This is a genomic window from Streptomyces sp. NPDC020958, from assembly GCF_055562175.1.
Map to the genome: position 1 here is coordinate 169,311 of NZ_JBVHFU010000009.1, position 24,612 is coordinate 193,922.

Annotated in this window: 22 protein-coding genes and 1 pseudogene; 16 read left to right on the forward strand and 7 right to left on the reverse strand. The window is 72.6% G+C overall.

Annotation, left to right across the window (positions count from 1 at the left end):
* Positions 1–41: 41 nt before the first annotated feature.
* The 4 genes from ACZ3KP_RS25345 (at position 42) to ACZ3KP_RS25360 (ending at position 5,674) form a co-directional block, all read left to right on the forward strand.
* Positions 42–3,251: a S41 family peptidase gene (locus ACZ3KP_RS25345; protein ID WP_467501846.1), complete on the forward strand. Its 3,210-nt coding sequence runs from the start codon at positions 42–44 to the stop codon at positions 3,249–3,251.
* A 132-nt stretch (positions 3,252–3,383) separates the two neighbouring features.
* On the forward strand, positions 3,384–3,737 hold the full coding sequence (locus ACZ3KP_RS25350) for a histidine triad nucleotide-binding protein (protein ID WP_467501847.1): 354 nt from the start codon (positions 3,384–3,386) through the stop codon (positions 3,735–3,737).
* A gap of 6 nt (positions 3,738–3,743) precedes the next feature.
* Entirely contained in the window at positions 3,744–4,649 is a 906-nt protein-coding gene (locus ACZ3KP_RS25355) for a ribonuclease Z (protein WP_467501848.1), read from the forward strand.
* 20 nt (positions 4,650–4,669) lie between these two features.
* Entirely contained in the window at positions 4,670–5,674 is a 1,005-nt protein-coding gene (locus ACZ3KP_RS25360) for an adenosine deaminase (protein ID WP_467501849.1), read from the forward strand.
* Here the strand turns inward: ACZ3KP_RS25360 and ACZ3KP_RS25365 are convergent.
* Positions 5,671–6,861 carry an MFS transporter gene (locus ACZ3KP_RS25365; RefSeq protein WP_467501850.1) on the reverse strand — a complete coding sequence of 397 codons (1,191 nt, stop codon included), beginning with the start codon at positions 6,859–6,861 and terminating at the stop codon, positions 5,671–5,673. The two genes, ACZ3KP_RS25360 and ACZ3KP_RS25365, sit on opposite strands and share 4 nt — an antisense overlap.
* Positions 6,862–7,122: 261 nt before the next feature.
* On the reverse strand, positions 7,123–7,899 hold the full coding sequence (locus ACZ3KP_RS25370) for an IclR family transcriptional regulator (protein WP_467501851.1): 777 nt from the start codon (positions 7,897–7,899) through the stop codon (positions 7,123–7,125).
* 107 nt (positions 7,900–8,006) lie between these two features.
* On the opposite strand from ACZ3KP_RS25370, the gene ACZ3KP_RS25375 reads away from it, so the two are divergent.
* The 3 genes from ACZ3KP_RS25375 (at position 8,007) to ACZ3KP_RS25385 (ending at position 11,517) form a co-directional block, all read left to right on the forward strand.
* The gene (locus ACZ3KP_RS25375; protein WP_467501852.1) at positions 8,007–8,948 is read left to right on the forward strand and encodes a 5-dehydro-4-deoxyglucarate dehydratase; all 942 of its coding nucleotides are present in this window, start codon (positions 8,007–8,009) and stop codon (positions 8,946–8,948) included.
* On the forward strand, positions 8,945–10,234 hold the full coding sequence (locus ACZ3KP_RS25380; protein ID WP_467501853.1) for a glucarate dehydratase family protein: 1,290 nt from the start codon (positions 8,945–8,947) through the stop codon (positions 10,232–10,234). The genes ACZ3KP_RS25375 and ACZ3KP_RS25380 overlap by 4 nt, the downstream gene beginning before the upstream one ends.
* A 107-nt stretch (positions 10,235–10,341) precedes the next feature.
* A complete protein-coding gene (locus ACZ3KP_RS25385) occupies positions 10,342–11,517 on the forward strand; it encodes a carbohydrate kinase family protein (protein ID WP_467501854.1) in 1,176 nt (391 codons plus the stop codon).
* A gap of 74 nt (positions 11,518–11,591) precedes the next feature.
* Here ACZ3KP_RS25385 and ACZ3KP_RS25390 read toward each other — a convergent pair whose 3' ends face one another.
* Positions 11,592–12,281, reverse strand: coding sequence for an FAD binding domain-containing protein (locus ACZ3KP_RS25390; protein WP_467501855.1), 690 nt, complete (start codon positions 12,279–12,281; stop codon positions 11,592–11,594).
* Positions 12,282–12,487: 206 nt separating this feature from the next.
* Between ACZ3KP_RS25390 and ACZ3KP_RS25395 the strand changes: the two genes are divergently transcribed.
* The 8 genes from ACZ3KP_RS25395 (at position 12,488) to ACZ3KP_RS25430 (ending at position 19,645) form a co-directional block, all read left to right on the forward strand.
* Positions 12,488–13,555 (forward strand): PhoH family protein, encoded by a 1,068-nt coding sequence (locus tag ACZ3KP_RS25395; RefSeq protein ID WP_467501856.1) that lies wholly within the window; start codon positions 12,488–12,490, stop codon positions 13,553–13,555.
* Between the two features lie 14 nt (positions 13,556–13,569).
* Positions 13,570–14,067 (forward strand): rRNA maturation RNase YbeY, encoded by a 498-nt coding sequence (gene ybeY, locus ACZ3KP_RS25400; RefSeq protein ID WP_132886709.1) that lies wholly within the window; start codon positions 13,570–13,572, stop codon positions 14,065–14,067.
* A 22-nt stretch (positions 14,068–14,089) separates the two neighbouring features.
* Positions 14,090–15,394, forward strand: coding sequence for a hemolysin family protein (locus ACZ3KP_RS25405; RefSeq protein WP_467501857.1), 1,305 nt, complete (start codon positions 14,090–14,092; stop codon positions 15,392–15,394).
* Entirely contained in the window at positions 15,391–15,750 is a 360-nt protein-coding gene (locus tag ACZ3KP_RS25410; RefSeq protein ID WP_132886707.1) for an MmcQ/YjbR family DNA-binding protein, read from the forward strand. The genes ACZ3KP_RS25405 and ACZ3KP_RS25410 overlap by 4 nt, the downstream gene beginning before the upstream one ends.
* Positions 15,751–15,815: 65 nt before the next feature.
* Positions 15,816–16,166, forward strand: coding sequence for a cytidine deaminase (locus ACZ3KP_RS25415; protein ID WP_358972959.1), 351 nt, complete (start codon positions 15,816–15,818; stop codon positions 16,164–16,166).
* Positions 16,167–16,519: 353 nt separating this feature from the next.
* Positions 16,520–16,987: a hypothetical protein gene (locus tag ACZ3KP_RS25420; RefSeq protein ID WP_132886705.1), complete on the forward strand. Its 468-nt coding sequence runs from the start codon at positions 16,520–16,522 to the stop codon at positions 16,985–16,987.
* 154 nt (positions 16,988–17,141) lie between these two features.
* Positions 17,142–18,476 (forward strand): beta-xylosidase, encoded by a 1,335-nt coding sequence (locus tag ACZ3KP_RS25425; RefSeq protein WP_358972962.1) that lies wholly within the window; start codon positions 17,142–17,144, stop codon positions 18,474–18,476.
* Between the two features lie 98 nt (positions 18,477–18,574).
* Positions 18,575–19,645, forward strand: a complete 1,071-nt coding sequence (locus ACZ3KP_RS25430; RefSeq protein ID WP_467501858.1) for a DUF7507 domain-containing protein — start codon at positions 18,575–18,577, stop codon at positions 19,643–19,645.
* On the opposite strand, the gene ACZ3KP_RS25435 is transcribed toward ACZ3KP_RS25430, so the two are convergent.
* Together ACZ3KP_RS25435 and ACZ3KP_RS25440 are read right to left on the reverse strand one after the other, a co-directional pair.
* Positions 19,539–19,877, reverse strand: a complete 339-nt coding sequence (locus tag ACZ3KP_RS25435) for a P-II family nitrogen regulator (protein WP_046729838.1) — start codon at positions 19,875–19,877, stop codon at positions 19,539–19,541. The two genes, ACZ3KP_RS25430 and ACZ3KP_RS25435, sit on opposite strands and share 107 nt — an antisense overlap.
* Positions 19,874–21,184, reverse strand: coding sequence for an ammonium transporter (locus ACZ3KP_RS25440; protein ID WP_467502028.1), 1,311 nt, complete (start codon positions 21,182–21,184; stop codon positions 19,874–19,876). The genes ACZ3KP_RS25435 and ACZ3KP_RS25440 overlap by 4 nt, the downstream gene beginning before the upstream one ends.
* A gap of 143 nt (positions 21,185–21,327) precedes the next feature.
* On the opposite strand from ACZ3KP_RS25440, the gene era reads away from it, so the two are divergent.
* Positions 21,328–22,296, forward strand: coding sequence for a GTPase Era (era, locus tag ACZ3KP_RS25445; protein ID WP_358972968.1), 969 nt, complete (start codon positions 21,328–21,330; stop codon positions 22,294–22,296).
* A gap of 720 nt (positions 22,297–23,016) precedes the next feature.
* On the opposite strand, the pseudogene ACZ3KP_RS25450 reads toward era, so the two are convergent.
* Both ACZ3KP_RS25450 and ACZ3KP_RS25455 read right to left on the reverse strand, forming a co-directional pair.
* Positions 23,017–23,652 (reverse strand): annotated as a pseudogene (locus ACZ3KP_RS25450) (putative T7SS-secreted protein); the annotation flags it as partial.
* Positions 23,653–23,737: 85 nt separating this feature from the next.
* Complete coding sequence (locus ACZ3KP_RS25455) at positions 23,738–24,586, reverse strand: helix-turn-helix transcriptional regulator (RefSeq protein ID WP_358972977.1); 849 nt, start codon at positions 24,584–24,586, stop codon at positions 23,738–23,740.
* Positions 24,587–24,612: the final 26 nt, after the last annotated feature.

Here is a 24,612-nt window from a genome sequence, read left to right on the forward strand (position 1 = left end):
ATCGGCCCCGGCGGGCGGGCCCGGGTGCATAGGCTGAGCGGGTGACTCAGGGTGCAGCGACGGGACCGCGGTCCTACCTCCGATTTCCCCACGTCCACGGCGAACTGGTCGCCTTCACCGCCGAGGACGACGTGTGGCTCGCGCCCCTCGACGGCGGCCGGGCCTGGCGGGTCAGCGCCGACAACATGCCGGTGGCCCTGCCGCGCATCTCGCCCGACGGCACCACGGTCGCCTGGACGTCCACCCGCGACGGTGCCCCCGAGATCCACGTCGCTCCGGTCGACGGCGGCCCCTCGACCCGCCTGACGCACTGGGGGAGTTCCCGTACCCAGGTGCGCGGCTGGACCGGCGACGGACGGGTCCTCGCGATCACCACCTACGGTCAGTCCAGCCTCCGGCGCAGCTGGGCCCACGCGGTCCCGCTCGACGGCGGACCGTCCACCGTCCTTCCGTACGGCCCGGTCGGGCACGTGGCCCACGGGCCCGCCACCGTGCTGCTGTCCGCGCCGATGGGCCGCGAGGCGGCCTGGTGGAAGCGGTACCGGGGCGGTACGGCCGGGAAGCTGTGGATCGACCGGGAGGGCGACGGCGAGTTCGTCCGGCTGCACGCCGAACTCGACGGGAACCTGGAGTGCCCCGAATGGGTCGGCGACCGGATCGCGTTCCTCTCCGACCACGAGGGCACCGGGGCGCTGTACTCCTCCCTGGCCGACGGCTCCGACCTGCGCCGGCACACTTTCCTCGACGGCTTCTACGCCCGGCACGCGGCGAGCGACGGCACCCGGGTCGTCTACGCCTCGGCCGGTGAACTCTGGCTCCTGGACGACCTGGAGGGCGCCGAGCCGCGCCCGCTGGACGTCCGGCTCGGCGGGCAGCGGGTGGACCGGCAGCCGTACCCGCTCGACGCGGCCCGCTGGTTCGGTTCCGCCTCGCCCGACCACACCGGGCGCGGCAGCGCCGTCCTGGTGCGCGGCGGCGTGCACTGGGTGACCCACCGGTCCGGTCCGGCGCGCGCCCTCGCCGCCCGGCCCGGGGTGCGGGCCCGGCTGCCCGTCACCTTCCGCGTGGACGCGGAGGAATGGGTGGTGTGGGTGACGGACGCCGAGGGCGAGGACGCCCTGGAGTTCGCGCCCGCCACCGGTCCGGCCCCCGGCTCCACCCCGCGCCGGCTCGCCGTCGGACAGCTCGGCCGGGTCCTGGACCTGGCCGTCGCCCCCGACGGCGGCCGGGTCGCGGTCGCCGCGCACGACGGGCGGCTGCTCCTCGTCGAACGCGAGACGGGCGAGGTCCGCGAGGTCGACCGCAGCGAGGACGGCGACGTGTCCGGGCTGGCGTTCTCCCCCGACTCCGGCTGGCTCGCCTGGTCCCACCCCGGCGCGGGCGGGCTCTGCCAGCTCCGCATCGCCCACACCACCGACCTCACCGTCACCGAGGCCACCCCGCTGCGGTTCCGGGACTACGACCCCGTCTTCACCCGCGACGGCAAACACCTCGCCTTCCTCTCCACCCGCTCCTTCGACCCGGTCTACGACGAGCACGTCTTCGACCTGGCCTTCGTGGTCGGCGACCGCCCGCACCTGATCACCCTCGCGGCCACCACCCCCTCGCCGTTCGGCCCGCAGCGCCACGGCCGCCCCTTCGAGACCCCCGACAAGGACGAGACCCCGGACGCCGAGGGCACCCCCGCCACCCGGATCGATCTGGAGGGCCTCGCCGACCGGATCGTGCCGTTCCCGGTGGAGGCCGGCCGCTACTCCGGGCTGCGCGCCGCCAAGGACGGTGTCCTGTGGCTGCGCCACCCGGTGCGCGGTGTCCTCGGCGCCTCCCGCGCCCACCCCGAGGACCCGGCGCCCAGGACCGAGCTGGAGCGCTACGACCTCGCCCAGCAGCGCATCGAGTACCTCGCCTCCGACGCCGACCGCTTCGAGGTCAGCGGCGACGGCAAACGCGTCCTGCTCCGGGCCGACGGCAAGCTCAAGGTCGTACCCAGCGACCGCCGCGCCTCGGGCGACGACGACAGCGACACCAACGTCACCGTCGACCTGACGCGGATCCGGGCGAGCGTCGACCCGGCCGCCGAGTGGCGGCAGATGTTCGACGAGACCGGCCGCATCATGCGCGACCAGTTCTGGCGGCCCGACCTCGGCGGCGTCGACTGGACCGGCGTCCTCGACCGCTACCGTCCGCTCGTCGACCGGTGCGCCACCCACGACGACCTGGTGGACCTGCTCTGGGAGGTGCAGGGCGAACTCGGCACCTCGCACGCCTACGTCACCCCGCGCGGCGGCTACGGCGGCGGCGCCCGCCAGGGCCTGCTCGGCGCCGACATCTCCCGGCACGAGGACGGCACCTGGCGCATCGACCGGATCCTGCCCACCGAGACCTCCGACCCCGGCGCCCGTTCCCCGCTGGCGGCACCCGGCGCCGCGGTGCGCCCCGGCGACGCGATCGTGGCCGTCGCCGGCCGCCCCGTCGACCCGGTGACCGGCCCCGGTCCGCTCCTCGTCGGCACCGCGGGCAAGGCGATCGAACTGACCGTGTCCCCGGCCGGCGGCGGCGACCTGCGTCACCCCGTGGTCGTACCCGTCTCCGACGAGGAGCCGCTGCGCTACCACGCCTGGGTCGCCGACCGCCGCGCCCACGTCCACGCCTCGTCCGGTGGCCGCCTCGGCTACCTCCACGTCCCCGACATGCAGGCGCCCGGCTGGGCCCAGATCCACCGCGACCTGAGCGTGGAGATGGCCCGCGAGGGCATCGTCGTGGACGTCCGCGAGAACCGCGGCGGGCACACCTCCCAGCTCGTGGTGGAGAAACTGGCCCGCCGCATCGTCGGCTGGGACCTGCCGCGCGGCATGCGCCCGCAGAGCTACCCGCGGGACGCGCCGCGCGGCCCGGTCGTGGTCGTCGCCAACGAGTTCTCCGGCTCGGACGGCGACATCGTCAACGCGGCGATCAAGGCCCTGGGGATCGGCCCGGTGGTCGGCACCCGCACCTGGGGCGGCGTCATCGGCATCGACAGCCGCTACCGCCTGGTCGACGGCACCCTGGTCACCCAGCCGAAGTACGCGTTCTGGCTGGAGGGTTACGGCTGGGGAGTGGAGAACCACGGCGTCGACCCGGACGTGGAGGTCGTCCAGACCCCCCAGGACTGGGCCGCGGGCCGGGACCCCCAACTGGACGAGGCCGTCCGCCTCGCACTGGAAGCATTGGAGAACAGCCCCGCGAAAGCACCGCCGGTGCTGCCGGCGTAAAGGGGGGCGCTGGGGGTACCCCCGGCCGAAGGCTGGGGGAGGAACTGCGCGACAAGCCCCCACCGGACCCGCGCCCTGACGACGATACGATGCCCCGGAAACCCGAAACCGATCACCGGGCGAGGAGAAAACATGCCAGGGGAACCCCAGGACGACTGCCTCTTCTGCAAGATCGTCGCGGGCCACGTCCCCGCGACGATCGTCCGGGAGACGGACACCACCGTCGCCTTCCGGGACATCAACCCCCAGGCTCCCACCCACGTCCTGGTGATCCCCAAGGTCCACTACAAGAACGCGGCCGAACTCGCCGAAGGCGAACCCACGATCGCCGCCGACATACTGCGCGAGGCCCAGGCCGTCGCCGACGACGAGAAGCTGGACAGCTACCGCGTCGTCTTCAACACCGGCAGCGGCGCCGGCCAGACCGTCTGGCACACCCACGCCCACGTCCTCGGCGGCCGCGGCCTGCAGTGGCCGCCCGGATAGGTCACCGTGTCCGTACGTGAACTGGTGGTCCTCGGAACGGCCAGTCAGGTGCCCACCCGGCACCGCAACCACAACGGCTACCTGCTGCGCTGGGACGGCGAGGGCATCCTCTTCGACCCCGGCGAGGGCACCCAGCGGCAGATGCTGCGCGCCGGGGTCGCCGCCCACGACCTGAACCGGATCTGCGTCACCCACTTCCACGGCGACCACTGCCTCGGCCTCGCCGGGGTCGTCCAGCGCATCAACCTCGACCGGGTCCCACACCCGGTCACCGCCCACTACCCGCGCTCCGGGCAGCGTTTCTTCGACCGCCTCCGCTACGCCACCGCCTACCGGGAGACCGTCGGTGTCACCGAGGTCCCGGTCGACGCGGACGGCGACCTCGCGGTCACCCGGTCGTACCGGCTCGAGGCCCGCCGGCTCTCCCACCCCGTCGAGTCCTACGGCTACCGGCTGACCGAGCCCGACGGCCTGCGGATGCTGCCCGAACGGCTCGCCGCGCACGGCGTCACCGGCCCCGACGTGGGCCGGCTCCAGCGCGAGGGCGTCCTCGGGGACGTCACGATCGACCAGGTCAGCGAGGTGCGGCGGGGCCAGCGGTTCGCGTTCGTCATGGACACCCGGCTCTGCGAGGGCGTGCACGCCCTCGCCGAGGGCTGCGACCTGCTCGTCATCGAGTCGACCTTCCTCGACGGGGACGCCGAACTCGCCGCGGAACACGGCCACCTGACGGCCGGACAGGCGGCGGCCGTCGCCCGCGACGCGGGCGTACGTCACCTGGTCCTGACCCACTTCAGTCAGCGCTACGCCGACCCCGAGGAGTTCGGACGGCAGGCACGGGCCGCCGGCTACGACGGCGAGCTGACCGTCGCCCACGACCTGCTCCGAGTGCCGGTCCCGAAGCGCAGGTGAAACCGCCGTACGATGCTTTGATGCCCCTCCCGAAAGCAGAACTGCACCTCCACATCGAAGGCACCCTGGAGCCCGAGCTGGCGTTCATGCTGGCCGCGCGCAACGGCGTCGAGCTGCCGTACCCGGACACCGAAGCGCTGCGCAAGGCGTACCAGTTCGAGGACCTGCAGTCCTTCCTGAACCTGTACTACGAGCTGATGGCCGTCCTGCGTACCGAGCAGGACTTCGACGACCTCGCCGACGCGTACCTCTCGCGGGCCGCCGCGCAGGGCGTGCGGCACGCGGAGATCTTCTTCGATCCGCAGGCGCACCTCGCGCGCGGGGTGTCCATGAACACGGTCGTGGAGGGCCTGTGGCGGGCGCTCGGCCGGAGCGTCCACAGCCACGGCATCTCCACCCGCCTCATCATGTGCTTCCTGCGCGACGACACCGCAGAGTCGGCGATGGCGACGCTGGAGGCCGCGAAGCCGTACCTGGACCGGATCACCGGGGTCGGGCTGGACTCCGCCGAGGTCGGGCACCCGCCGGTCAAGTTCCGCGAGGTGTACGAGGCGGCCGCCGAACTCGGGCTGCGGCGGGTGGCCCACGCCGGTGAGGAGGGACCGCCCGAGTACATCACCCAGGCGCTGGACCTGCTCGGCGTGGAGCGCGTCGACCACGGGCTGCGCTGCATGGAGGACCCTCGGCTGGTGGAGCGGCTGGTGCGGGAGCGGATCCCGCTGACGCTGTGCCCGCTGTCGAACGTCCGGCTGCGCGCGGTCGACCAGCTCGCCGACCATCCGCTTCCGGCCATGATCGAGTCCGGGCTGCTGTGCACGGTCAACTCCGACGACCCGGCGTACTTCGGCGGGTACGTCGCCGACAACTACCACGCCGTGCGCGACACCCTGGGCCTGTCCCGGGAGCAGATGCGGGAACTGGCCCGCAACTCCTTCCTCGCGTCCTTCCTGGACGACGACGAGGAACTGCGGGCCCGCTACCTCGCCGAGGTGGAGGCCTACGAGTTCGGTGCCGGTCCGGCCTAGGCCGCCACGTCCAGCCGTACCGTCGTCTCGTCGACGTCGGTGAGCGCCGGGCCGGTCGCGACGGTGGTGGTCCGGCGGCGCAGCGCCACCGTCGTCAGCGGTACCGCGACCGCGAGCAGGCCGACCGCCAGGACCGTCCCCATCGCCGGGAAACCCGCCCGGGCCGCCAGCAGGCTGCCGGTCATCGGGCCGACGGCCGTGCCCAGCGACGACGCCGACCCGACCAGCACCGCCCAGCGGCCCCGCGGGTCCAGGGCGGCGGCCAGGCCGATGACGTACGACAGGACGACCGGGTAGAGCAGGTTCCAGGCGATCTCGCCGGACGCGAACGTCGTCAGGTCGGTGGCGGACGCGCTGAGCGCGATACAGCCCGCGATCAGCACCGTGCCGAGCCCGATCGGCAGGGCCTGGCCGAGCCGCGGGCCGAGGGCGCCCGCGCCGACCACACCCAGCAGGCCGAAGCCGAGCGCCACGGCGAACACCGCGCCGACGGTCGCCTCGCTCAGGTGGGCCTGGGTCAGGCCGATCCGGCCGCTCACCCCCCACAGCGAGTTCTGCGCGGCGGACCAGCAGGGCATCGCGGCGGCCAGCAGCAGGCCGGAGCGCAGGTGGGGCAGGCGCGGGCCGGCGGTGACGGCGACGGCCTTGGCGGTACGGGGGGTCAGCCGTGCGGTGAGGGGCCAGACCGCGAGCGCGGTGAGCGCGATCGCGGCGAGGGGCTGCGCGTGGCCCGGGCCGAGGTGCGGGACCGTCAGGTAGACGGCGCCGGCGAGGGCGGACACGGCGAGCAGGCCGAGGGTGGTGACGCGGTGCGGGTCCTTCTGGGCGGCGATTCCGGTGGCCGCGACCGCGGTGACCGTACCGGAGCCGAAGCCGCCGACGACCGCGCCGGCCACGACCGCCGGGAGAAGGGTGGTGAGGGCCGCGCCGCCGTAGCCGAGGACGGCGAGGAGCAGGCCGACGCGGGCGAGCGTGCGGGGGCCGAAGCGGTCCACGCGGGAGGCGAGCAGGAAGCCGGCCGCCGCGGAACTCAGCAGCAGGGCGCTGCCGATGGCGCCGGCCTCGGTGGGGGTGAGGGGGAGCCCGGAGTCGAGTCTGCCGACGGTGGTCGGCAGGAGGTACGGGGCGAGGTACCCGGCCGTGAACAGGGCGACGAGGGGCCAGGGGGTGGTGCGGGGGGCGGACACGGGCGTTCCCAGGCATGCGAAAGGAGCGGTTCAGAAAGGGGGTTGGGCGCAGGCCGTCGAGGGACAGGAACGCGCGGGCAATTTGTATCAAGCGCGGGGGGATCGAAGAAGCGCGGGGGGTGTGATGTGGGTCATGTTCGGTTTCGGAGGCGGGGCGGGGGGTAGAAGCGCCGCGCGCCGTGGGGGAGCGGCGCGTTGGCGGGTGCTGCCCGGTGGTGGTCGCTCGCGCAGTTCCTCGCGCCCCTGACGGGGCGCTTTTTGCTAGCGCCAGTCGACTGTGCCGCCTGGTGTCGCCGATTCGATTCTCGTCCGGGTCTCCCGCATCACCTCGACGATGCGGGCCTCGTGTTCCGGTGTCAGGCGGGCCACCGGCACCGAGCAGCTGATGGCGTCCTGGGCCGGGGTGTCGTAGCGGAGGGCGAAGCCGAAGCCGGTGATGCCGAGGACGCCCTCCTCGCGGTCGGTCGACCAGCCGCGGGCGCGGACCTGGGCCAGGTCGGCGGCGAGGTCGGCGCGGGTCGTCCGGGTGTGGGCGGTCAGGGGCTCGTACGGCCCCTCGGGCAGCTCGCCGTCGGGGCGTTCCGCGAGGAGGGCCTTGCCCAGGGCGCCCGCGTGGGCCGGGAGGCGGCGGCCCACCCTGCTGATCGTGCGCAGGTATTCGTGGGACTCCCGGGTCGCCAGGTAGACCACGTTCGGGCCGTCCAGGCGGCCCAGGTGGATCGTCTCGCCGAGTGCGTCGGACGCCTCGTCGAGGTAGGGGCGCACGAGACGGACGCGCGGGTCGGAGTCCAGGTAGCTGGTGCCGGTCAGCAGGGTCCGGATGCCGATGCCGTAGAGGGAGCCGGTGGCGTCGGTGCGGACCCAGCCGCGGGCGATCAGGGTCTGCAGCAGGGCGTACATCGAGCTGCGCGGGACGCCGAGTTCGTCCGCGAGTTCCTGGAGGCGGGCCGGGCGGTCGGCGCGGGCCGCGAGGAGTTCCAGCAGCTCCACCGTGCGCGCCGCGGACTTCACCTCGCGGACGCCTGCTGTCTCGGACATGTGCAGATCGTACGGGGCGGGAGCCGGGGCGCCGTTGACGAGGAGTGTTCGCATACCTAGTCTTTGTCTTCATACGTAGATGACATCCAGGTGGGGAGACGGGTTCGATGGGCGGACAGCCGGAGAGCGCGGTGCGCAGGCTGCGGGACGGGATGGCGGACGGGGTGCTGTCGTTCCCGCTCACCTCCTTCCACCCCGACGGGTCACTCGACGTCGAGGGGTTCAGGACGTACGTCGCCGGTCAGCTGGCCGCCGGGCCCGGGGCCCTCTTCCCGGCCTGCGGCACCGGGGAGTTCTTCTCGCTGGCCGAGGACGAGTACCGGCAGGTCGTGACCGTGGCGGTCGAGGAGGCCGGCGGACGGGTGCCGGTGGTCGCGGGCGTGGGGTACGGCTGGGCGCAGGCCGCCCGGTTCGCGCGCGTCGCCGAGGAGGCGGGCGCCGACGCCCTGCTCGTGCTGCCGCACTACCTCGTCGCGGCCCCGCAGGACGGACTGGTCGCGCAGCTGGAGCAGCTCGCGGCCCGCACCTCGCTGCCGCTCATCGCCTACCAGCGCGGCCAGGTCACCTACACGGCCGCCTCGTTGACGCGGATCGCCCGGATCCCCGGCGTCGTCGGGCTCAAGGACGGGCACAGCGACCTCGACCGGCTGCAGCGGCTCACCCTCGCCGCCCCCGACGGCTTCCTGTTCTTCAACGGCGCCGCCACCGCCGAGATCCAGGCCCGCGCCTACGCCACCGTCGGCGTCCCCGCCTACTCCTCCGCGGTGCACGCCTTCGCCCCGGAGATCGCCGACGCGTTCTTCGCCGCCCTGCGCGGCGGCGACCACGACGCGGTCGACAAGCTGCTGCGCGACTTCTACGTGCCGCTCGTCGAACTCCGCGACCGCGTCCCCGGGTACGCCGTGTCCCTCGTCAAGGCGGCGGCCCGGCTGCGCGGCCGCCCCGTGGGACCGGTACGCGCCCCGCTCACCGACCCCTCGCCCGCCGACCTCGCCGACCTGCGGACCCTGCTCGCCGCCGGACTCGACCTCGTAGGAGCGTCCCTGTGAACCTCACGATCACCGACGTCCGCCTGACGCCGATCCTGGTCGCCGACCCGCCGCTGCTGAACACGCAGGGCGTCCACCAGCCGTACACGCCCCGCCTGATCGTGGAGGTGGAGACCGCCGACGGGATGGTCGGCGTCGGCGAGACCTACGGCGACACCAAGTACCTCGACCTGGCCCGGCCGTTCGCCGAGCGGCTGCGCGGGCGCCAGGTCAGTGACCTGAACGGGCTGTTCACCCTCGCCGACGAGGTCGCCGTGGACGCGGCCCGGATCTCCGCCCAGGTCGACGTCGGCGGGCTGCGCGGCGTGCAGACCGCCGACAAGCTGCGGCTGTCCGTGGTCTCCGGCTTCGAGGTGGCCTGCCTGGACGCCCTCGGCAAGGCGCTCGGACTGCCCGTGCACGCGCTGCTCGGCGGCAAGGTGCGCGACTCGGTCGAGTACAGCGCGTACCTGTTCTACAAGTGGGCCGCGCATCCCGAGGGGGTGCCCGCCGAGACCGACGACTGGGGCGCCGCGCTCGACCCGGCCGGGGTGGTGGCACAGGCCCGCCGCTTCACCGAGCGCCACGGCTTCACCTCCTTCAAGCTCAAGGGCGGGGTCTTCCCGCCCGACGAGGAGATCGCGGCCGTACGGGCGCTCGCCGAGGCGTTCCCCGGCCACCCGCTGCGCCTCGACCCCAACGGCGCCTGGTCGGTGGAGACCTCGCTGAAGGTCGCGAAGGAACTCGGCGACGTCCTCGAGTACCTGGAGGACCCGGCGCTCGGCACCCCGGCGATGGCCGAGGTGGCCGCGGGCACGGACATCCCGCTCGCCACCAACATGTGCGTGACCACGTTCGGTGAGATCCAGGAGGCGTTCACCAGGGGCGCCGTCCAGGTCGTCCTCTCCGACCACCACTACTGGGGCGGGCTGCGCAACACCCAGCACCTCGCCGCCGTCTGCCGGACCTTCGGCGTCGGCGTCTCCATGCACTCCAACACCCACCTCGGGATCAGCCTCGCCGCCATGACCCACGTGGCCGCGACCGTCCCCGACCTCCACCACGCCTGCGACTCCCACTACCCGTGGCAGACCGAGGACGTCCTCACCGAACGGCTCACCTTCGACGCCGGCCGGGTCACCGTCCCCGACGCGCCCGGCCTGGGCGTCGAACTCGACCACGCGGAGGTACGACGGCTGCACCGGCGCTGGCTCGACGACGACGGGGCGCTGCGCGACCGCGACGACGCGGCGGCGATGCGGGTGGCCGAACCGGGGTGGACGACACCGGCCGTGCCCCGCTGGTAGCGGCACGGGCCGCGGTGCCCGATCGGGCGGTCCTACGACGCAAGCGGCCGCCGCTCCCCCGACATGGTGCACACTGGCCGGATCCGCACCACGTCAGGGAGCGCACCGTGACCGCGTCCAACGCGTTCGCCGGAGAGGAACCGGAGTACCTCGACGACGACAGGGGAGCAACGACACCGCACTGCGCCGCGCAGGTCGACCCGCTGGCCGGGCTGCGTGCGCCGGGCGATCCGCCCTGGGACGTCTACCTCACCGGCACCGTCTTCCTCGACATCATCTTCACCGGCCTCGGCTCCGCCCCCGTCCGGGGCACCGAGTCCTGGGCCCGGGGCATGGGCTCCAGCCCCGGCGGCATCGCCAACATGGCCACCGCCCTCGCCCGCCTCGGCCTGAAGACCTCCCTCGCGGCGGCCTTCGGCGACGACCACTACGGCGAGTACTGCTGGGACACGCTCGCGCGGGGTGAGGGCATCGACCTCTCCCCGTCCCGCACCGTGCCCGGCTGGCACTCGCCGGTGACCGTCTCCATGGCGTACGAGGGGGAGCGGACCATGGTCTCGCACGGGCACGAACCGCCCGCCGACACCCTGTTCCGCCAGCAGAACGCGCCCGGCCACCCCGCACACGCGCGCGCCGCCGTGGCCTCCCTCACGCCCGGCACACGCAACCCGTGGATCGCCCGCGCCGCCGCCGAGGGCACCCTGATCTTCGGGGACGTCGGCTGGGACGACACCGGGGCCTGGGACCTGGCGAACCTCGCCGACCTGGAGTACTGCGAGGCGTTCCTGCCGAACGCGGAAGAAGCCATGCGGTACACCGGCGCCGACTGCCCGCGCGCCGCCGCGCACGCCCTCGCCGAGCACGTGCCGCTCGCGGTCGTCACCCTCGGCGGGGACGGCGCCTACGCGGTCGACGGGCGTACCGGTGAGTCCGCCGAGGTCCCCGCGATCGCCGTGGAGGCCCTCGACCCGACGGGCGCGGGCGACGTCTTCGTCGCCGGTTTCGTCACCGGCACGCTCGCGAACTGGCCCCTCGCGGACCGCCTGGCCTTCGCGGGGCTCACGGCCGCGCTGTCCGTCCAGGAGTTCGGCGGCTCCCTGTCGGCGCCGGGCTGGTCGGAGATCGGGGCGTGGTGGCGCGAGGTCCAGTCGGTGGAGGGCCAGGATCCGGCGGCGCTGCGACGCTACGCGTTCCTGGAGGGCCTGGTACCGGACGAGGACCAGGTGAGGCCCTGGCCCCTGCGCAGAGCGGTACCGACGATCGGCTTCGGCAGGACGGGGTGAGCGGGGACTGGGGGAGGAACTGCGCGAGCGACCCCCACCGGCCCGCAGCCGAGTGACGACCGCACCGCCCCCACCTACACCCCCGTCACCCTTGCAACCTGCTCCCGCACCAGTCCCCGTACCCCCTCCGACACCCCCGACAGCTCCCCGGCGAACAGTTCCTCCACCCCGCCCCCGTCGGCCCCCGCGCTCCCCCCGCTCACCGCGTACCCCTCCCGCACCGCCACCCGCAGCACACCCTCCGCGTCCACCGCCACCGCCACGATGCTCGGCACCTCACCCCCCGCCGGATCCGGCACCTTCGCGTACACCCCCGCCACCGGCTCCCGCCAGCGCAGCGCCAGCAGCACCGGCGACTTCGCCGCCACCTCCGCCGGCTCCACCTCGAACACCCCGTCCGCGGTGAGCACGTCGGCCCGCGCGTCCAGCACCATCGCCGCCGGCAGCAGGTCCCGCAGGCTGGACCCGGCGATGTTCCCGCCCACCGTCGCCGCCCGGCGCACCGCCCCCGTGCCGACACCCTTCGCCGCCAGCCGCAGCACCTCCGGCACCCGGTCGTCCACCTGGCCCAGCAGCACCGCGCCGCCCAGCACCCCGTCCCCGACCGCCGTCGCCTCCGGCACCTTCCGCAGGGACACCGCCCGGGCCGGGAAGCCGTCCCGTAGCCACGTGGCCCACACGAGGGTCGCACCGCCGACCGGTATCGCCCCCTCCGCCAGGCACTCCCGGGCCTCGGACACCGACGTGGGCAGACGCAGCTGCACGGCTCCCTGCTTTCTGAAGGACGACCGTTCGGATTCTGCCCTGGCCCGTCGGAGCGCATGCAGGGCTCACCGCGGCAACGGGGGCGCCCTTCCCGGTGAAAAGGCCTACGGCGTTGTCGGTCCCGCGTCGTAGGCTTGATACCGCGAGGCCGCCCTCAGCTACGCGGCCGTGATGAGGAGGAACCGCAGGCCTTAAGCGCCGGCCCATGACTCAGACACCCACAGCTCACACTCCCGCGCAGCAGCAGGCCCGAGCTCAGTTCGAGGTTCCCGCCCAGCACCCCATGGTCACCGTGCTGGGATCCGGCGACTCCCTGCTGCGCGTGATCGAGACGGCCTTCCCGGCGGCCGACATACACGTCCGGGGCAACGAGATCAGCGCGGTCGGCGAGGCGCACGAAGTCGCCCTCGTCCAGCGCCTGTTCGACGAGATGATGCTGGTGCTCCGCACCGGGCAGCCGATGACGGAGGACGCAGTGGAACGCTCGATCGCCATGCTGCGGGCGAGTGAGAACGGGGAGGGCGCGGAGGAGACCCCCGCCCAGGTTCTGACCCAGAACATCCTGTCCTCGCGCGGTCGCACCATCCGCCCCAAGACCCTCAACCAGAAGCGGTACGTCGACGCGATCGACAAGCACACGATCGTCTTCGGCATCGGCCCCGCCGGTACCGGCAAGACGTACCTGGCCATGGCGAAGGCGGTGCAGGCCCTGCAGTCCAAGCAGGTCAACCGCATCATCCTGACCCGGCCCGCGGTGGAGGCGGGGGAGCGGCTCGGCTTCCTGCCGGGCACGCTCTACGAGAAGATCGACCCGTACCTGCGCCCGCTGTACGACGCGCTGCACGACATGCTCGACCCGGACTCGATCCCGCGCCTGATGGCGGCCGGGACCATCGAGGTGGCGCCGCTCGCCTACATGCGCGGCCGCACCCTCAACGACGCCTTCATCATTCTCGACGAGGCCCAGAACACCTCGCCCGAGCAGATGAAGATGTTCCTGACCCGCCTCGGCTTCGACTCGAAGATCGTGATCACGGGTGACGTCACCCAGGTCGACCTGCCGAACGGCACCAAGTCGGGTCTGCGCCAGGTCCAGGACATCCTGGAGGGGCTGGACGACGTGCACTTCTCCCGCCTCACGTCCCACGATGTCGTCCGGCACAAGCTGGTGGGCCGTATCGTCGACGCGTACGAGAAGTACGACAGCAAGCACGGCACGGAGAACGGCGCGCACCCGGGCGGCCGCTCGAAGTCCGGGCACAAGGGGAAGTAGACAAGCACCGCGCCATGTCGATCGACGTCAACAACGAATCCGGAACCGAGGTCGACGAGCAGGCGATCCTCGACATCGCCCGCTACGCACTCGCACGGATGCGCATCCACCCGCTCTCCGAGCTCTCGGTGATCGTCGTGGACGCCGACGCCATGGAGCAGCTGCACATCCAGTGGATGGACCTGCCGGGTCCGACCGACGTGATGTCGTTCCCGATGGACGAGCTGCGGCCGCCGTCGAAGGACGACGACGAGCCGCCGCAGGGGTTGCTCGGCGACATCGTGCTCTGCCCGGAGGTCGCCGCCAAGCAGGGGGCCGAGGCCGAGACGCAGCACTCCATGGACGAGGAGCTGCAGCTGCTCACCGTCCACGGGGTGCTGCACCTGCTGGGCTACGACCACGAGGAGCCCGACGAGAAGGCCGAGATGTTCGGTCTGCAGGCGGCCATCGTGGACGGCTGGCGCGCGGAGCAGGGCCTGACCGGCCCGTCCCCGGCGCCGACCGTCTCCTGACCGGGGGCCGGGTCGTATCCGTATGAGTCCGCAGATCGTCCTCGGAGCGATCGCGCTGGTCGTCGTCGCGTGGCTGGCCGCCTGCGCGGAGGCCGGCATCGCCCGCGTCTCCAGCTTCCGCGCCGAGGAGGCGGTGAAGTCCGGGCGGCGCGGCAGCGCCAGGCTCGCCCAGGTCGCCGCCGACCCCACCCGCTACCTCAACGTGGCCCTGCTGGTCCGGGTCGCCTGCGAGATGGCGGCGGCGGCCCTGGTCACCTACGCCTGCCTCCAGGAGATCCCGGCCACCTGGCAGGCGCTGCTCGCCGCGATCGGCGTGATGGTCCTGGTGTCGTACGTCGCCGTCGGCGTCTCGCCACGCACCATCGGCCGCCAGCACCCGCTGAACACGGCCACGGCCGCCGCGTACGTGCTGCTGCCGCTGGCCAGGATCATGGGCCCGATCCCGTATCTCCTCATCCTCCTCGGCAACGCGCTCACCCCCGGCAAGGGGTTCCGGCGCGGCCCGTTCGCCTCCGAGGCCGAACTGCGGGCGCTGGTCGACCTCGCCGAGAAGGAGTCGCTGATCGAGGACGAGGAGCGCCGGATGGTGCACTCGGTCTTCGAACTGGGCGACACCCTGGTGCGGGAGGTCATGGTGCCGCGCACCGACCTCGTCGTCATCGAGCGGTACAAGACCATCCGGCAGGCCCTCACCCTCGCCCTCAGGTCCGGCTTCTCGCGGATCCCCGTCACCGGGGAGAGCGAGGACGACATCGTCGGGATGGTGTACCTGAAGGACCTGGTCCGCAAGACGCACATCAGCCGGGACGCCGAGTCCGACCTGGTCTCCACCGCCATGCGGCCCGCGTTCTTCGTGCCCGACACCAAGAACGCCGGCGACCTGCTGCGCGAGATGCAGAAGGAACGCAACCACGTCGCCGTCGTCATCGACGAGTACGGCGGCACGGCCGGGATCGTCACCATCGAGGACATCCTGGAGGAGATCGTCGGCGAGATCACCGACGAGTACGACCGTGAGCTCCCGCCCGTCACCGACCTCGGCGACGACCGGTACCGGGTCACCGCCCGCCTCGACATCACCGACCTCGGTGAGCTGTACGGCCTCGACGAGTACGACGACGAGGACGTGGAGACCGTCGGCGGGCTGCTCGCCAAGGCGCTCGGCCGGGTGCCCATCGCCGGTGCCTCCGCCCTGGTCGAACTCCCCGACGGACGCAAGCTGGCGCTGACCGCCGAGTCGGCCGCCGGCCGCCGGAACAAGATCGTGACGGTGCTGGTGGAGCCGGTGCCGGCGGCCGACGACCCGGAGGGGGACGCGGTCGGGTGACCCCGGACCAGCTGCGCGCCCACTGCCTGTCCTTCAACGCGGCCGAGGAGGACTTCCCCTTCAACCCGGACATCTCCGTGTTCAAGGTGCTCGGCAAGATGTTCGCGCTGAGCTGGATCGACGCGAAGCCCCTCAAGGTCAACCTCAAGTGCGACCCCGAGGACGCGGTACGGCTGCGCGCCGACCACGCGGGGCTGATCACCCCCGGCTACCACATGAACAAACGGCACTGGAACACCGTGACCGTGGACGGCGGGCTTCCCGACCGGCTGGTGAGGGAGCTGATCGAGGACTCGTACGACCTCGTCGTGGCCGGCCTGCCGAGGGCCGAGCGGCTGCGTCTCGACCGGCCGTGAGACCGGGTCCGGTCCGGGGCGGTCCGGGTTGACCGGGTCAAGCGTGGGGTTCGTATGCTCGGGGCATGACCGACAGCAACGCGCTTGACCCCGAGGACCGCAAGATCGTCACCCTGGCCCGCTCGGCCCGGGCCCGCAACGGGGTGCCCGAGGGGGCGGCGGTACGGGACTCCACGGGCCGTACGTATGTGGCGGGGACCGTGGAACTGCCCTCGCTGAAGCTGAGCGCGCTGCGGACGGCGGTGGCGATGGCGGTGGCGTCGGGGGCGGAGTCGCTGGAGGCGGCGGCGGTCGTCTCGGGGGGCGAGGAGGTCGACGCGGAGGACCTCGCGGCGGTGCGGGATCTCGGGGGGCCGGGGACGCCGGTGCTGCTGGCGGGGGCCGACGGGGAGGTTCGGCTGACTGTCCCCGCCTAGTTTCTGACTCCGTCGGGGAAGGGGCGGGGCTTCGCTGACTCGGGTGGGATCCGGGTGCGCGCTCAGCCCCCACCCACCCACCCGCGGCCGCGCCACCACCGCAACCGCCTTCCTTCGCGCGGCGCCCCGGCGCCCTTCAGTCACTCCCTGCGAAAAGGTCGGCCGGAATTCAACCTTGTCGGTCTCCGGGTCCGGGGCATCAATGGGGACCGTACGTTCCGACGGACCGTCAGATCCGGGCGGGGCGTCGGACAGGACCTCCCGCGGTGTGCCCGCATCCACCCGAATCGGGGGCGTCACCATCCCCACATGGCATTCCCATGCACCGTGCAACGGGAAGGGAGCACTGCCCCATGAAGCGAATCACCACAGGTGCGGCACTCGCGGCGGGAGCACTCGCCGCCACGGCACTGGCGTTCGCGCCCTCGGCCGCCGCCGTCACCCCGACCACCGCCACCGTAACCGCCAGCTGCGGCATCTTCGGCGGCGGCACGGCCACCCTCACCGCGACCCAGACCGGCACCGCGGCCACCCTCACGCTCACCTCCAGCGCGATCACCACCCCGCTCGCCCTGTCGGCGAACTCCATCGCCTCCACGCTCACGATGTCCAACTCCACCGGCGCCAACCGGGTCTTCAGCGGCACCGTGAACCCGGCCATGGCCGCCGGCTCCCCGGTCACCGTCGGCCCGCTGCCGGGCACCGTGGCCCCCGGTGACAGCCTGGACTTCCACGGCGGCTCGCTGAAGATGGTCATCTTCGGCATCACCGTCACCTGTACGTCGAGCGCGGCCCAGTCACCCGGGCCGTTCGTCTTCTGAGCCCGCTGACGGGTTCGTTCCGGATGCCGCAGAAGCTGATGAACCGTCAGGTTTCTGCGGCATCTCCATTGACTTCTCACGCGCCCTCCACATCAATGGCCCCCTGTCGGCGCAGAGGAGCCGCTGCGCCCGCAACCCTCAGGAGGGGGCAAAGATGGGTTCACCCCCAGGATCACGAAGATCCCGACGGTGGCGCTGGATCTCACTGTTCGGGGCGACCGCGCTCGCGGTCACCGCGGGCGGCGCGCTCGCCTGCCCGGCCGGTGCCGCCGGGACGAACGTCGACTTCGCCACGCACTGCATCCCGCCCGCCGTCGCGGGCCTCCCGCCGATCGACGGCACCACCACCGCCAACGTCTCGGTGGACAACACCGCCCCGAAGGTCGGCGACACGGTCACCGTGACCTACACCGTGGTCACGCCCGCCGCCAACAACCCCACCGCCCTCGCCCTGCCGGCCGACATCATGACGCCGACCGGGAAGGTGACCCTGGGCGGCGCGCAGACGGGTGACGTGACGGTGACCGGGCCGAAGAAGAACGACCCGGTGCCCGGCTACGGGACCTTCCCGTCGTTCTCGATGACCGGCACGTTCACCGTGACCTCGCCAGGCGCCATCACGCTCTCGCCCGGCGACTACAACATCCACACCAGCTACATCCTGGAGCTGGACACCCCCTGCACGGTCACCAACCCGCCGGCCCCGGTGTCCCAGACGGTCACGGCGACCTCCTCCACCCCGGTCAACAACCGTGCCATCAGCCTCGGTTCGGCCTCCGGGAACCCCGGTGACAGCGTGACCGTCAGCGGGCAGAACTTCACCCCGGGCGCCACCGTGACGCTCGCCGGGCGGTCCGGCGCCGGCCAGACCGCGGACAAGGCGACCGCCACCGCGGGCAGCGACGGCAGCTTCAGCGCTCCCCTCGTCGTCAACGACAAGACGACGACCGGGATCGTGGCGTACGAGGGCAGCGCGTGGAGCGACGCCCTGGGGGCCGGACCGGCCGCCTACGTCGTGAAGGACACCACCCCCGTGCCGCCCGGCAGCCAGAAACTGACCACCACCGTCAAGGCGGGGACGCTCTCCATGTCCCAGGCCGGGGACTCCGTCGCGCTGTCGGCGGTCGACTTCGGTCAGGGCGGGGCGTCCACGGGCGCGCTCCAGACCGTCACCGTCAAGGACTTCCGCGGCGGACCGGCCGGCTGGTCGCTCACCGGCAAGGTCACCGACTTCACCGGGCCCGGCGCCAAGATCGACGCGGGGAGACTCAGCTGGACGCCCGCCTGCGCGACCAAGGCGGGCAGCCCCAGCACCTGCGCGGCCGGTTCGGCGGGCACCGTCGGCAGTTCCGGAGCGACCCTCGCGTCGACCCCGGACGGCACGCTCACCGGCGGACAGTTCACGGTCGACGCCGGACTCTCCCTGGACGTACCGGCGTTCACGCCTCCGGGGTCCTACTCCGGAGTCCTCACCCTGACGCTCACCTGAGCCGACTCCACCCCGTGGTGGCCGGACGCGCACCCGGCCGGCCGCCACCCGACCGCGCACAGCCGTCGTCGACCGCTTCCGACCGGGGGTCCGCACCCATGCGTCGTCGCGCCCAGCCGTACGTCCTCCTCCTGAGCCTGCTCCTCGGCGTCCTGTGCACGGCGCCTGACGCGCGCGCCGCCGACAACGGCAGCTGGTCCGTCTACCCGGTCGCCTCCAAGATCGCCGCGCGACCCTACTTCTACCTCTCCCTCGATCCGGGGCAGACCCTCACCGACAAGGTGGCCGTCGCCAACAAGACCGGCAGGGCGCTGACCTTCCGGCTGTACGCGGCCGACGCCTACAACACCGCCCGCGACGGTGGCTTCGCCGTCCGGACGGTGACCGAGAGGATGCGGGGGGTGGGGGCCTGGGCGAAGCTCTCCAAGGCCCGGGTCACCGTGCCCCCGCACCGGACGGTGACGGTCCCCTTCACGCTGCGGGTGCCGCAGGGGGCCGAACCCGGCGACCACCCGGGGGCGATCGTGGCCCTGGACGAGCACGTCGACCCCGGCGCGGGCGCCCTGGCGCTCGGCGTGCAGCGGGCCGTCGGCGCCCGGGTCTACCTGCGGGTGAGCGGCCCGACGCTGCCCGCCGTCGCCGTCGAGAACCTGCACATCAGCCATCACCAGCCGCTCGTCCCCGGCCTCGGCGACAGCACCGCCACCATCACCTACACCCTGCACAACACCGGGAACGTCACCCTGAACCCGAAGGTCCGGCTGCGCGCGCGGGGACTGTTCGGCCGTACGCTGCTCAGCCGCACCCTCACCGGGATCCCCTCCGAACTGCTGCCGGGGGAACAGGTGCGGCTCACCGCCCACTGGCGGGACGCGCCCCAGCTCGACCGGGGCGACGTGACGCTGACGGCCAGCGCGACCGGCACCAGTGAGTCGGCGAGCGCCTCGTTCCTCGCCCTGCCGTGGCTGGTGCTGGCGCTGGTCTTCGTCGCCGGGGCGGCGGGCGGGGCGCTGTTCGCCCGGCTGCGCCGGGGCCGCGGCCTGCCGTCGCCCGCCCGGTACCTCAGAGCGCGTCGGGGCCGCGTTCGCCCGTCCGCACCCGCACGACCGTCTCCACCGGCAGCGCCCACACCTTCCCGTCCCCGATCTTCCCCGTCTGCGCGGCCCTGACGACCGCCTCGATGACCGGCTCGGCGTCGGCGTCCTCGACGACCACCTCGATACGGACCTTGGGCACCAGGTCGACCCGGTACTCGGCGCCGCGGTACACCTCGGTGTGGCCGCGCTGCCGGCCGTACCCGCTGGCCTCGGTCACGGTCAGGCCGTGCACCCCGAGCTCCTGGAGCGCGGTCTTCACCGCGTCGAGGCGGTAGGGCTTGACGATCGCGGTGATGAGCTTCATGGCTGGGTCTTGACCTTCTGGGCGGCGGGGAGGACGGAGTGCGCGACCGGGGCGCCATGGCCCAGGACCCCGTGATCGTAAGCCGTCTCGGCGTGCACCGTAAGGTCGAGGCCGGTGTGCTCCTGCTCCTCGCTGGCCCGGAAGCCCATCGCCCTGTCGAGCAGCTTGCCGATGCCGTACGTCAGGGTGAAGGCGTACGCCGCGACGGCCGCGACCGCCACCGCCTGCCTGCCGAGCTGGGCGAGGCCGCCGCCGTACAGGAGGCCCTCGGCGTCGCCGGTCATGGCCTTCTCGGCGAACAGGCCGATGAGCAGGGTGCCGATGACTCCGCCGACCAGGTGCACGCCGACCACGTCGAGCGAGTCGTCGTAGTCCAGCTTGAACTTCCAGGAGACGGCGTACGAGCAGACCACGCCCGCGGCGAGGCCGACGACGAGCGCGCCGAGCAGGGAGACCGAACCGCAGGACGGGGTGATCGCGACCAGGCCGGCGACCGCGCCGGAGGCGGCACCCAGGGTGGTGGGGTGGCCGTCGCGCTTCTGCTCGACGAAGAGCCAGCCCAGCAGGCCCGTGCAGCCGGCCGCCATGGTGTTGAGGAAGACGGCGGCGGCGAGACCGTTGGCGCCGAGCGCGCTGCCCGCGTTGAAGCCGAACCAGCCGAACCAGAGCAGACCGGCGCCCAGGATCACCATCGGCAGGTTGTGCGGGCGCATCGCGTCCTTCTTGAACCCGAGCCGCGGGCCGAGGACCAGGCACAGCGCGAGCCCGGAGGCGCCCGAGGTGATCTCGACGGGCAGCCCGCCGGCGAAGTCCAGGGCGCTCAGGCTGTGCAGGATCCAGCCGCCCGGACCCCACACCCAGTGCGCGACCGGAACGTATACGAGCACCGTCCACACCGGCACGAACACCAGCCACGCCCCGAACTTCGCCCGGTCCGCGACCGCGCCGCTGACCAGCGCGGCCGTGACGATGGCGAAGGTGAGCTGGAAGGTCGCGAAGAGCAGGGTGGGGACGGTGCCCTGGACGCTGCCCGGCCCGACACCGCTCATGCCCGCGTGCTCCAGGCCGCCGACCAGACCCGCCCAGGCGTCGTCCCCGAACGCCAGCGAGTAGCCGCCCGCCAGCCACACCACCGTGACCAGCGCGATCGACACGAAGCTCATCATCAGCATGTTGAGGACGCTCTTGGTGCGGACCATGCCGCCGTAGAACAGGGCCAGGCCCGGGGTCATCAGCAGGACCAGGGCGGTGGCGGCGAGCAGCCAGGCGGTGTCACCGGTGTCGGCATGCGCGGCGGCGAGGTACACGGGCGTCTCCAACGTCGTGGGGGCTCGTCAGAGGGTCACCGGTTCCCGTTTCTGGTCGCGTACGGCTGTGTTTCCGTGACGTTTCGTTGCGCCCGAGTTACCGAAAACTCACCGGTGCGGTGGGAGGTCGTGGATCAGGGAGAATGGGGGGCATGAGCGTTCGCAGCCAGTCAACCGAGCCGTCGGAATCGTCGGAGGCCGTCCACCGGGCGGGCTTCGCCTGTTTCGTCGGGCGCCCCAACGCGGGCAAGTCCACCCTCACGAACGCTCTGGTCGGGCAGAAGGTGGCGATCACCGCGAACCAGCCGCAGACCACGCGGCACACGGTACGGGGGATCGTGCACCGGGAGGACGCCCAGCTGATCCTCGTGGACACCCCGGGCCTGCACAAGCCGCGCACGCTGCTCGGCGAGCGGCTGAACGACGTGGTCCGCACCACCTGGGCCGAGGTCGACGTGATCGGCTTCTGCCTGCCGGCGAACGAGAAGATCGGCCCCGGTGACCGGTTCATCGCGAAGGAGCTGGCGGGGATCAGGAAGACCCCCAAGGTCGCCGTCGTCACCAAGACCGACCTGGTCGACTCCAAGACCCTCGCCGAGCAGCTGATCGCGATCGACCAGCTCGGCAGGGAGCTGGGCTTCGAGTGGGCGGAGATCGTCCCGGTGTCGGCGGTCGGCGACAAGCAGGTGGGGCTGTTGGCCGACCTGCTCGTGCCGCTGCTCCCCGAGGGGCCCGCCCTCTACCCCGAGGGCGACCTCACCGACGAACCGGAACAGGTGATGATCGCGGAGCTGATCCGCGAGGCCGCCCTCGAAGGCGTCCGCGACGAACTCCCGCACTCCATCGCCGTCGTCGTCGAGGAGATGCTCCCGCGCGAGGACCGCCCCGCCGACAAGCCCCTGCTGGACATCCACGCCAACCTGTTCATCGAGCGCCCCAGCCAGAAGGGCATCATCATCGGCCCCAAGGGCAAGCGCCTGAAGGAGGTCGGCATCAAGAGCCGCAAGCAGATCGAGGCCCTGCTCGGCACGCCGGTCTTCCTCGACCTCCACGTGAAGGTCGCCAAGGACTGGCAGCGCGACCCCAAGCAGCTGCGGCGCCTGGGGTTCTGAGGGCGGCTGCGACCGGGAGGTCCGCAGTCCGGGCGTTCACGACTCCCAGAACCGGGCGCCGACCCGGATGCGGATCTGCCGGTCACGGTCCACATGCATGGCGACGGTCCCCGCCACGCTCTCCCCGACCTCGGGGAGCGGCACGGGCGGGGCCTCCGGGTCGTTGATGGTGCCGTCGGGGTTGTACGACAGCAGGTCGCCAGGTGTCCGGCCGGCGGGACAGCCGGGTCCGCTGCCGGGAGACGACCCGGCCCAGCGCGTCGTGCCCGTACCGGTACCGGCCGGGGCGAGGTCCGTCTCGGCCGGGTACCTGTGGCCGGTGGCGACGTCGACGGGGTCACCGCACCCCTTGACCTTGCTCTTCGGCCGGTTGAAGGCGCCCTGGGCACCGTCCTCCAGCATGCCCCGGGCGTTCTTCCCGAGCCCGCGGACGGCGAGGCTCATGGCCTTCATGCCGCCGGGTATGCAGTCCATGGCCGCGAACGCCACGTCCCACAGGGACGCCTGGCCCTTTGAGTATTTGTAGAGCGTGTCCGCGAGCACCACGAGCGCGGCGACGAGGACGATGGCGCCGAGGGTGGGCCCGCCGATGATCATCGCGATGATCCCGACGACCGCCACGACCACCTTGCAGACGGTGACGATGGTGTCCCAGTTGTCCTCGAACCAGTGCCCGACGTCCTGCCACCAGTGCCGGTTCGGGATCCCCGCGTCGGACGCCTCGTCGATCTTCCGCTTCGCCTCACCCGCCGCGTCGTCCCGCATCTTCCGCGCGTCCTCGGCCATCTTCTTCGCGGCGTCGAGGGCACTCTGCGCGGAGGTGACGTCCGACTGGGTTTTGCCGTGCGCCGACTTGGCGCTCCGCACGTCCCGGATCGCGGCCCGTACCTTGCCCTCGTCGGGCTTGTCGGCGTCCGACGTGCTGCCGGTGGGGTCGTCCTTGTACTTGTCCGCTTCCTTCGTCGCCCGGCTGACCCACGAATCGACGCAGGACAGACGGGACTTGGCGGAGGACAGGTCCGACTGCGCCTCCTTCGCCTTGGCGAGAGCCTTGTCCGCCAGGGCCTGCGCCCGCTCCAGCTTCGGCCAGTAGTCCGCGAGCGCGTCCCCGCACAGCTCATAGGACTTCTTCAGGTTCTTCAGGTTCTTCGGAACGTCCTTGAACTGCTCCTTGAACACCTCCGCCGACCTCCCGGCCCACTGCAAGAGGGTTTCCTCGCCAGCCGTGCCCTTGACCAGGCGCAGGGCGTCGGAGACGTCGTCCGCGAAGGTGTGCAGCTGCTGGGCGAGGGTACGCACACGCTGCGGATCACCCGGGGTGGGGTCCCTGCCGAGGTCGAGCGGATGCCAGTCCACCGGGCGGTACCCCGCCGTGATCCCGCAACCCCCGTCGCCGTACTTCGCTCACCGTTTCTGTGCTCGGGCAAAGGTACCCGGCGGGTCAGGTGTGGCTCGGGGTCATGTCCTGTAGGCCCAGCACGCGGAGCAGTTGCAGGCGTTCGTGCGACTCGGTGCCCGGGCGGGCCGTGTGGATGACGAGTTGCTGGTGGGTGTCGGCGTTGAGGAGGACCTCGCAGTCCAGTTCCAGGAGGCCGACGGTGGGGTGCAGGAAGCGTTTCGTGGCCGCGCGGCGTACCGCCACCTCGTGTGCGGCCCAGAGCCGGGCGAACTCTTCGCTGCCGGCGCGGAGTTCGGCGACCAGGGCGGCGGGGGCCGGGTCGGTGGGGCGGGCCGCGGCCACCGCGCGGAGGTTCGCCACCTGTTCGCGGGCCCGGGCCGGGCGGTCCTCCGGCGGGAAGAGGTCGCGGGCGGCCGGGTCCAGGAAGTAGCGGCGGAGCAGGTTGCGTTCACGTGGCGGCCGGGCCAGGACGTCGCCGCTCAGCGCTCGCGACAGCGCGTTCTGGGCCAGGACCTCGCCGCAGTCGGTCGCCACCAGCGCCGGGGTGTCGTGCAGCCGGTCCAGGACCAGGAGGAGGCCGGGGCCGACGTGGGTGCTCGCCGCCGTCCGGCGCGGGGGCTCCTCGCCGGCCAGGTGGAACAGGTGGTCCCGTTCGTCCTCGGTCAGGCGCAGCGCGCGGGCCAGCGCCGTCAGCATCTGGCGGGACGGCCGCGGGCCCCGGGACTGTTCGAGGCGGGCGTAGTAGTCGGCCGACATACCGGCCAGCGAGGCCACCTCCTCGCGGCGCAGCCCGGGGGTGCGCCGCCGGGCGCCGGGTGCGAGGCCCACGTCGGAGGGGTCCAGGCGGGTGCGGGCGCGGCGCAGGAAGTCGGCGAGTTCGGGGCGGTTCACCCCTCCAGGGTGGCCCGGGGCGTCCG

What these genes read in the sequence shown, in the direction of transcription:
- ACZ3KP_RS25350 (WP_467501847.1), top strand. Translation starts at nt 3,384, where the DNA reads ATGCCAGGGGAACCCCAGGACGACTGCCTCTTCTGCAAGATCGTCGCG.
- ACZ3KP_RS25360 (WP_467501849.1), top strand. Translation starts at nt 4,670, where the DNA reads ATGCCCCTCCCGAAAGCAGAACTGCACCTCCACATCGAAGGCACCCTG.
- ACZ3KP_RS25370 (WP_467501851.1), bottom strand. Translation starts at nt 7,899, where the DNA reads ATGTCCGAGACAGCAGGCGTCCGCGAGGTGAAGTCCGCGGCGCGCACG.
- ACZ3KP_RS25375 (WP_467501852.1), top strand. Translation starts at nt 8,007, where the DNA reads ATGGGCGGACAGCCGGAGAGCGCGGTGCGCAGGCTGCGGGACGGGATG.
- ACZ3KP_RS25395 (WP_467501856.1), top strand. Translation starts at nt 12,488, where the DNA reads ATGACTCAGACACCCACAGCTCACACTCCCGCGCAGCAGCAGGCCCGA.
- ybeY (WP_132886709.1), top strand. Translation starts at nt 13,570, where the DNA reads ATGTCGATCGACGTCAACAACGAATCCGGAACCGAGGTCGACGAGCAG.
- ACZ3KP_RS25405 (WP_467501857.1), top strand. Translation starts at nt 14,090, where the DNA reads ATGAGTCCGCAGATCGTCCTCGGAGCGATCGCGCTGGTCGTCGTCGCG.
- ACZ3KP_RS25415 (WP_358972959.1), top strand. Translation starts at nt 15,816, where the DNA reads ATGACCGACAGCAACGCGCTTGACCCCGAGGACCGCAAGATCGTCACC.
- ACZ3KP_RS25420 (WP_132886705.1), top strand. Translation starts at nt 16,520, where the DNA reads ATGAAGCGAATCACCACAGGTGCGGCACTCGCGGCGGGAGCACTCGCC.
- ACZ3KP_RS25425 (WP_358972962.1), top strand. Translation starts at nt 17,142, where the DNA reads ATGGGTTCACCCCCAGGATCACGAAGATCCCGACGGTGGCGCTGGATC.
- ACZ3KP_RS25430 (WP_467501858.1), top strand. Translation starts at nt 18,575, where the DNA reads ATGCGTCGTCGCGCCCAGCCGTACGTCCTCCTCCTGAGCCTGCTCCTC.
- ACZ3KP_RS25435 (WP_046729838.1), bottom strand. Translation starts at nt 19,877, where the DNA reads ATGAAGCTCATCACCGCGATCGTCAAGCCCTACCGCCTCGACGCGGTG.
- era (WP_358972968.1), top strand. Translation starts at nt 21,328, where the DNA reads ATGGGGGGCATGAGCGTTCGCAGCCAGTCAACCGAGCCGTCGGAATCG.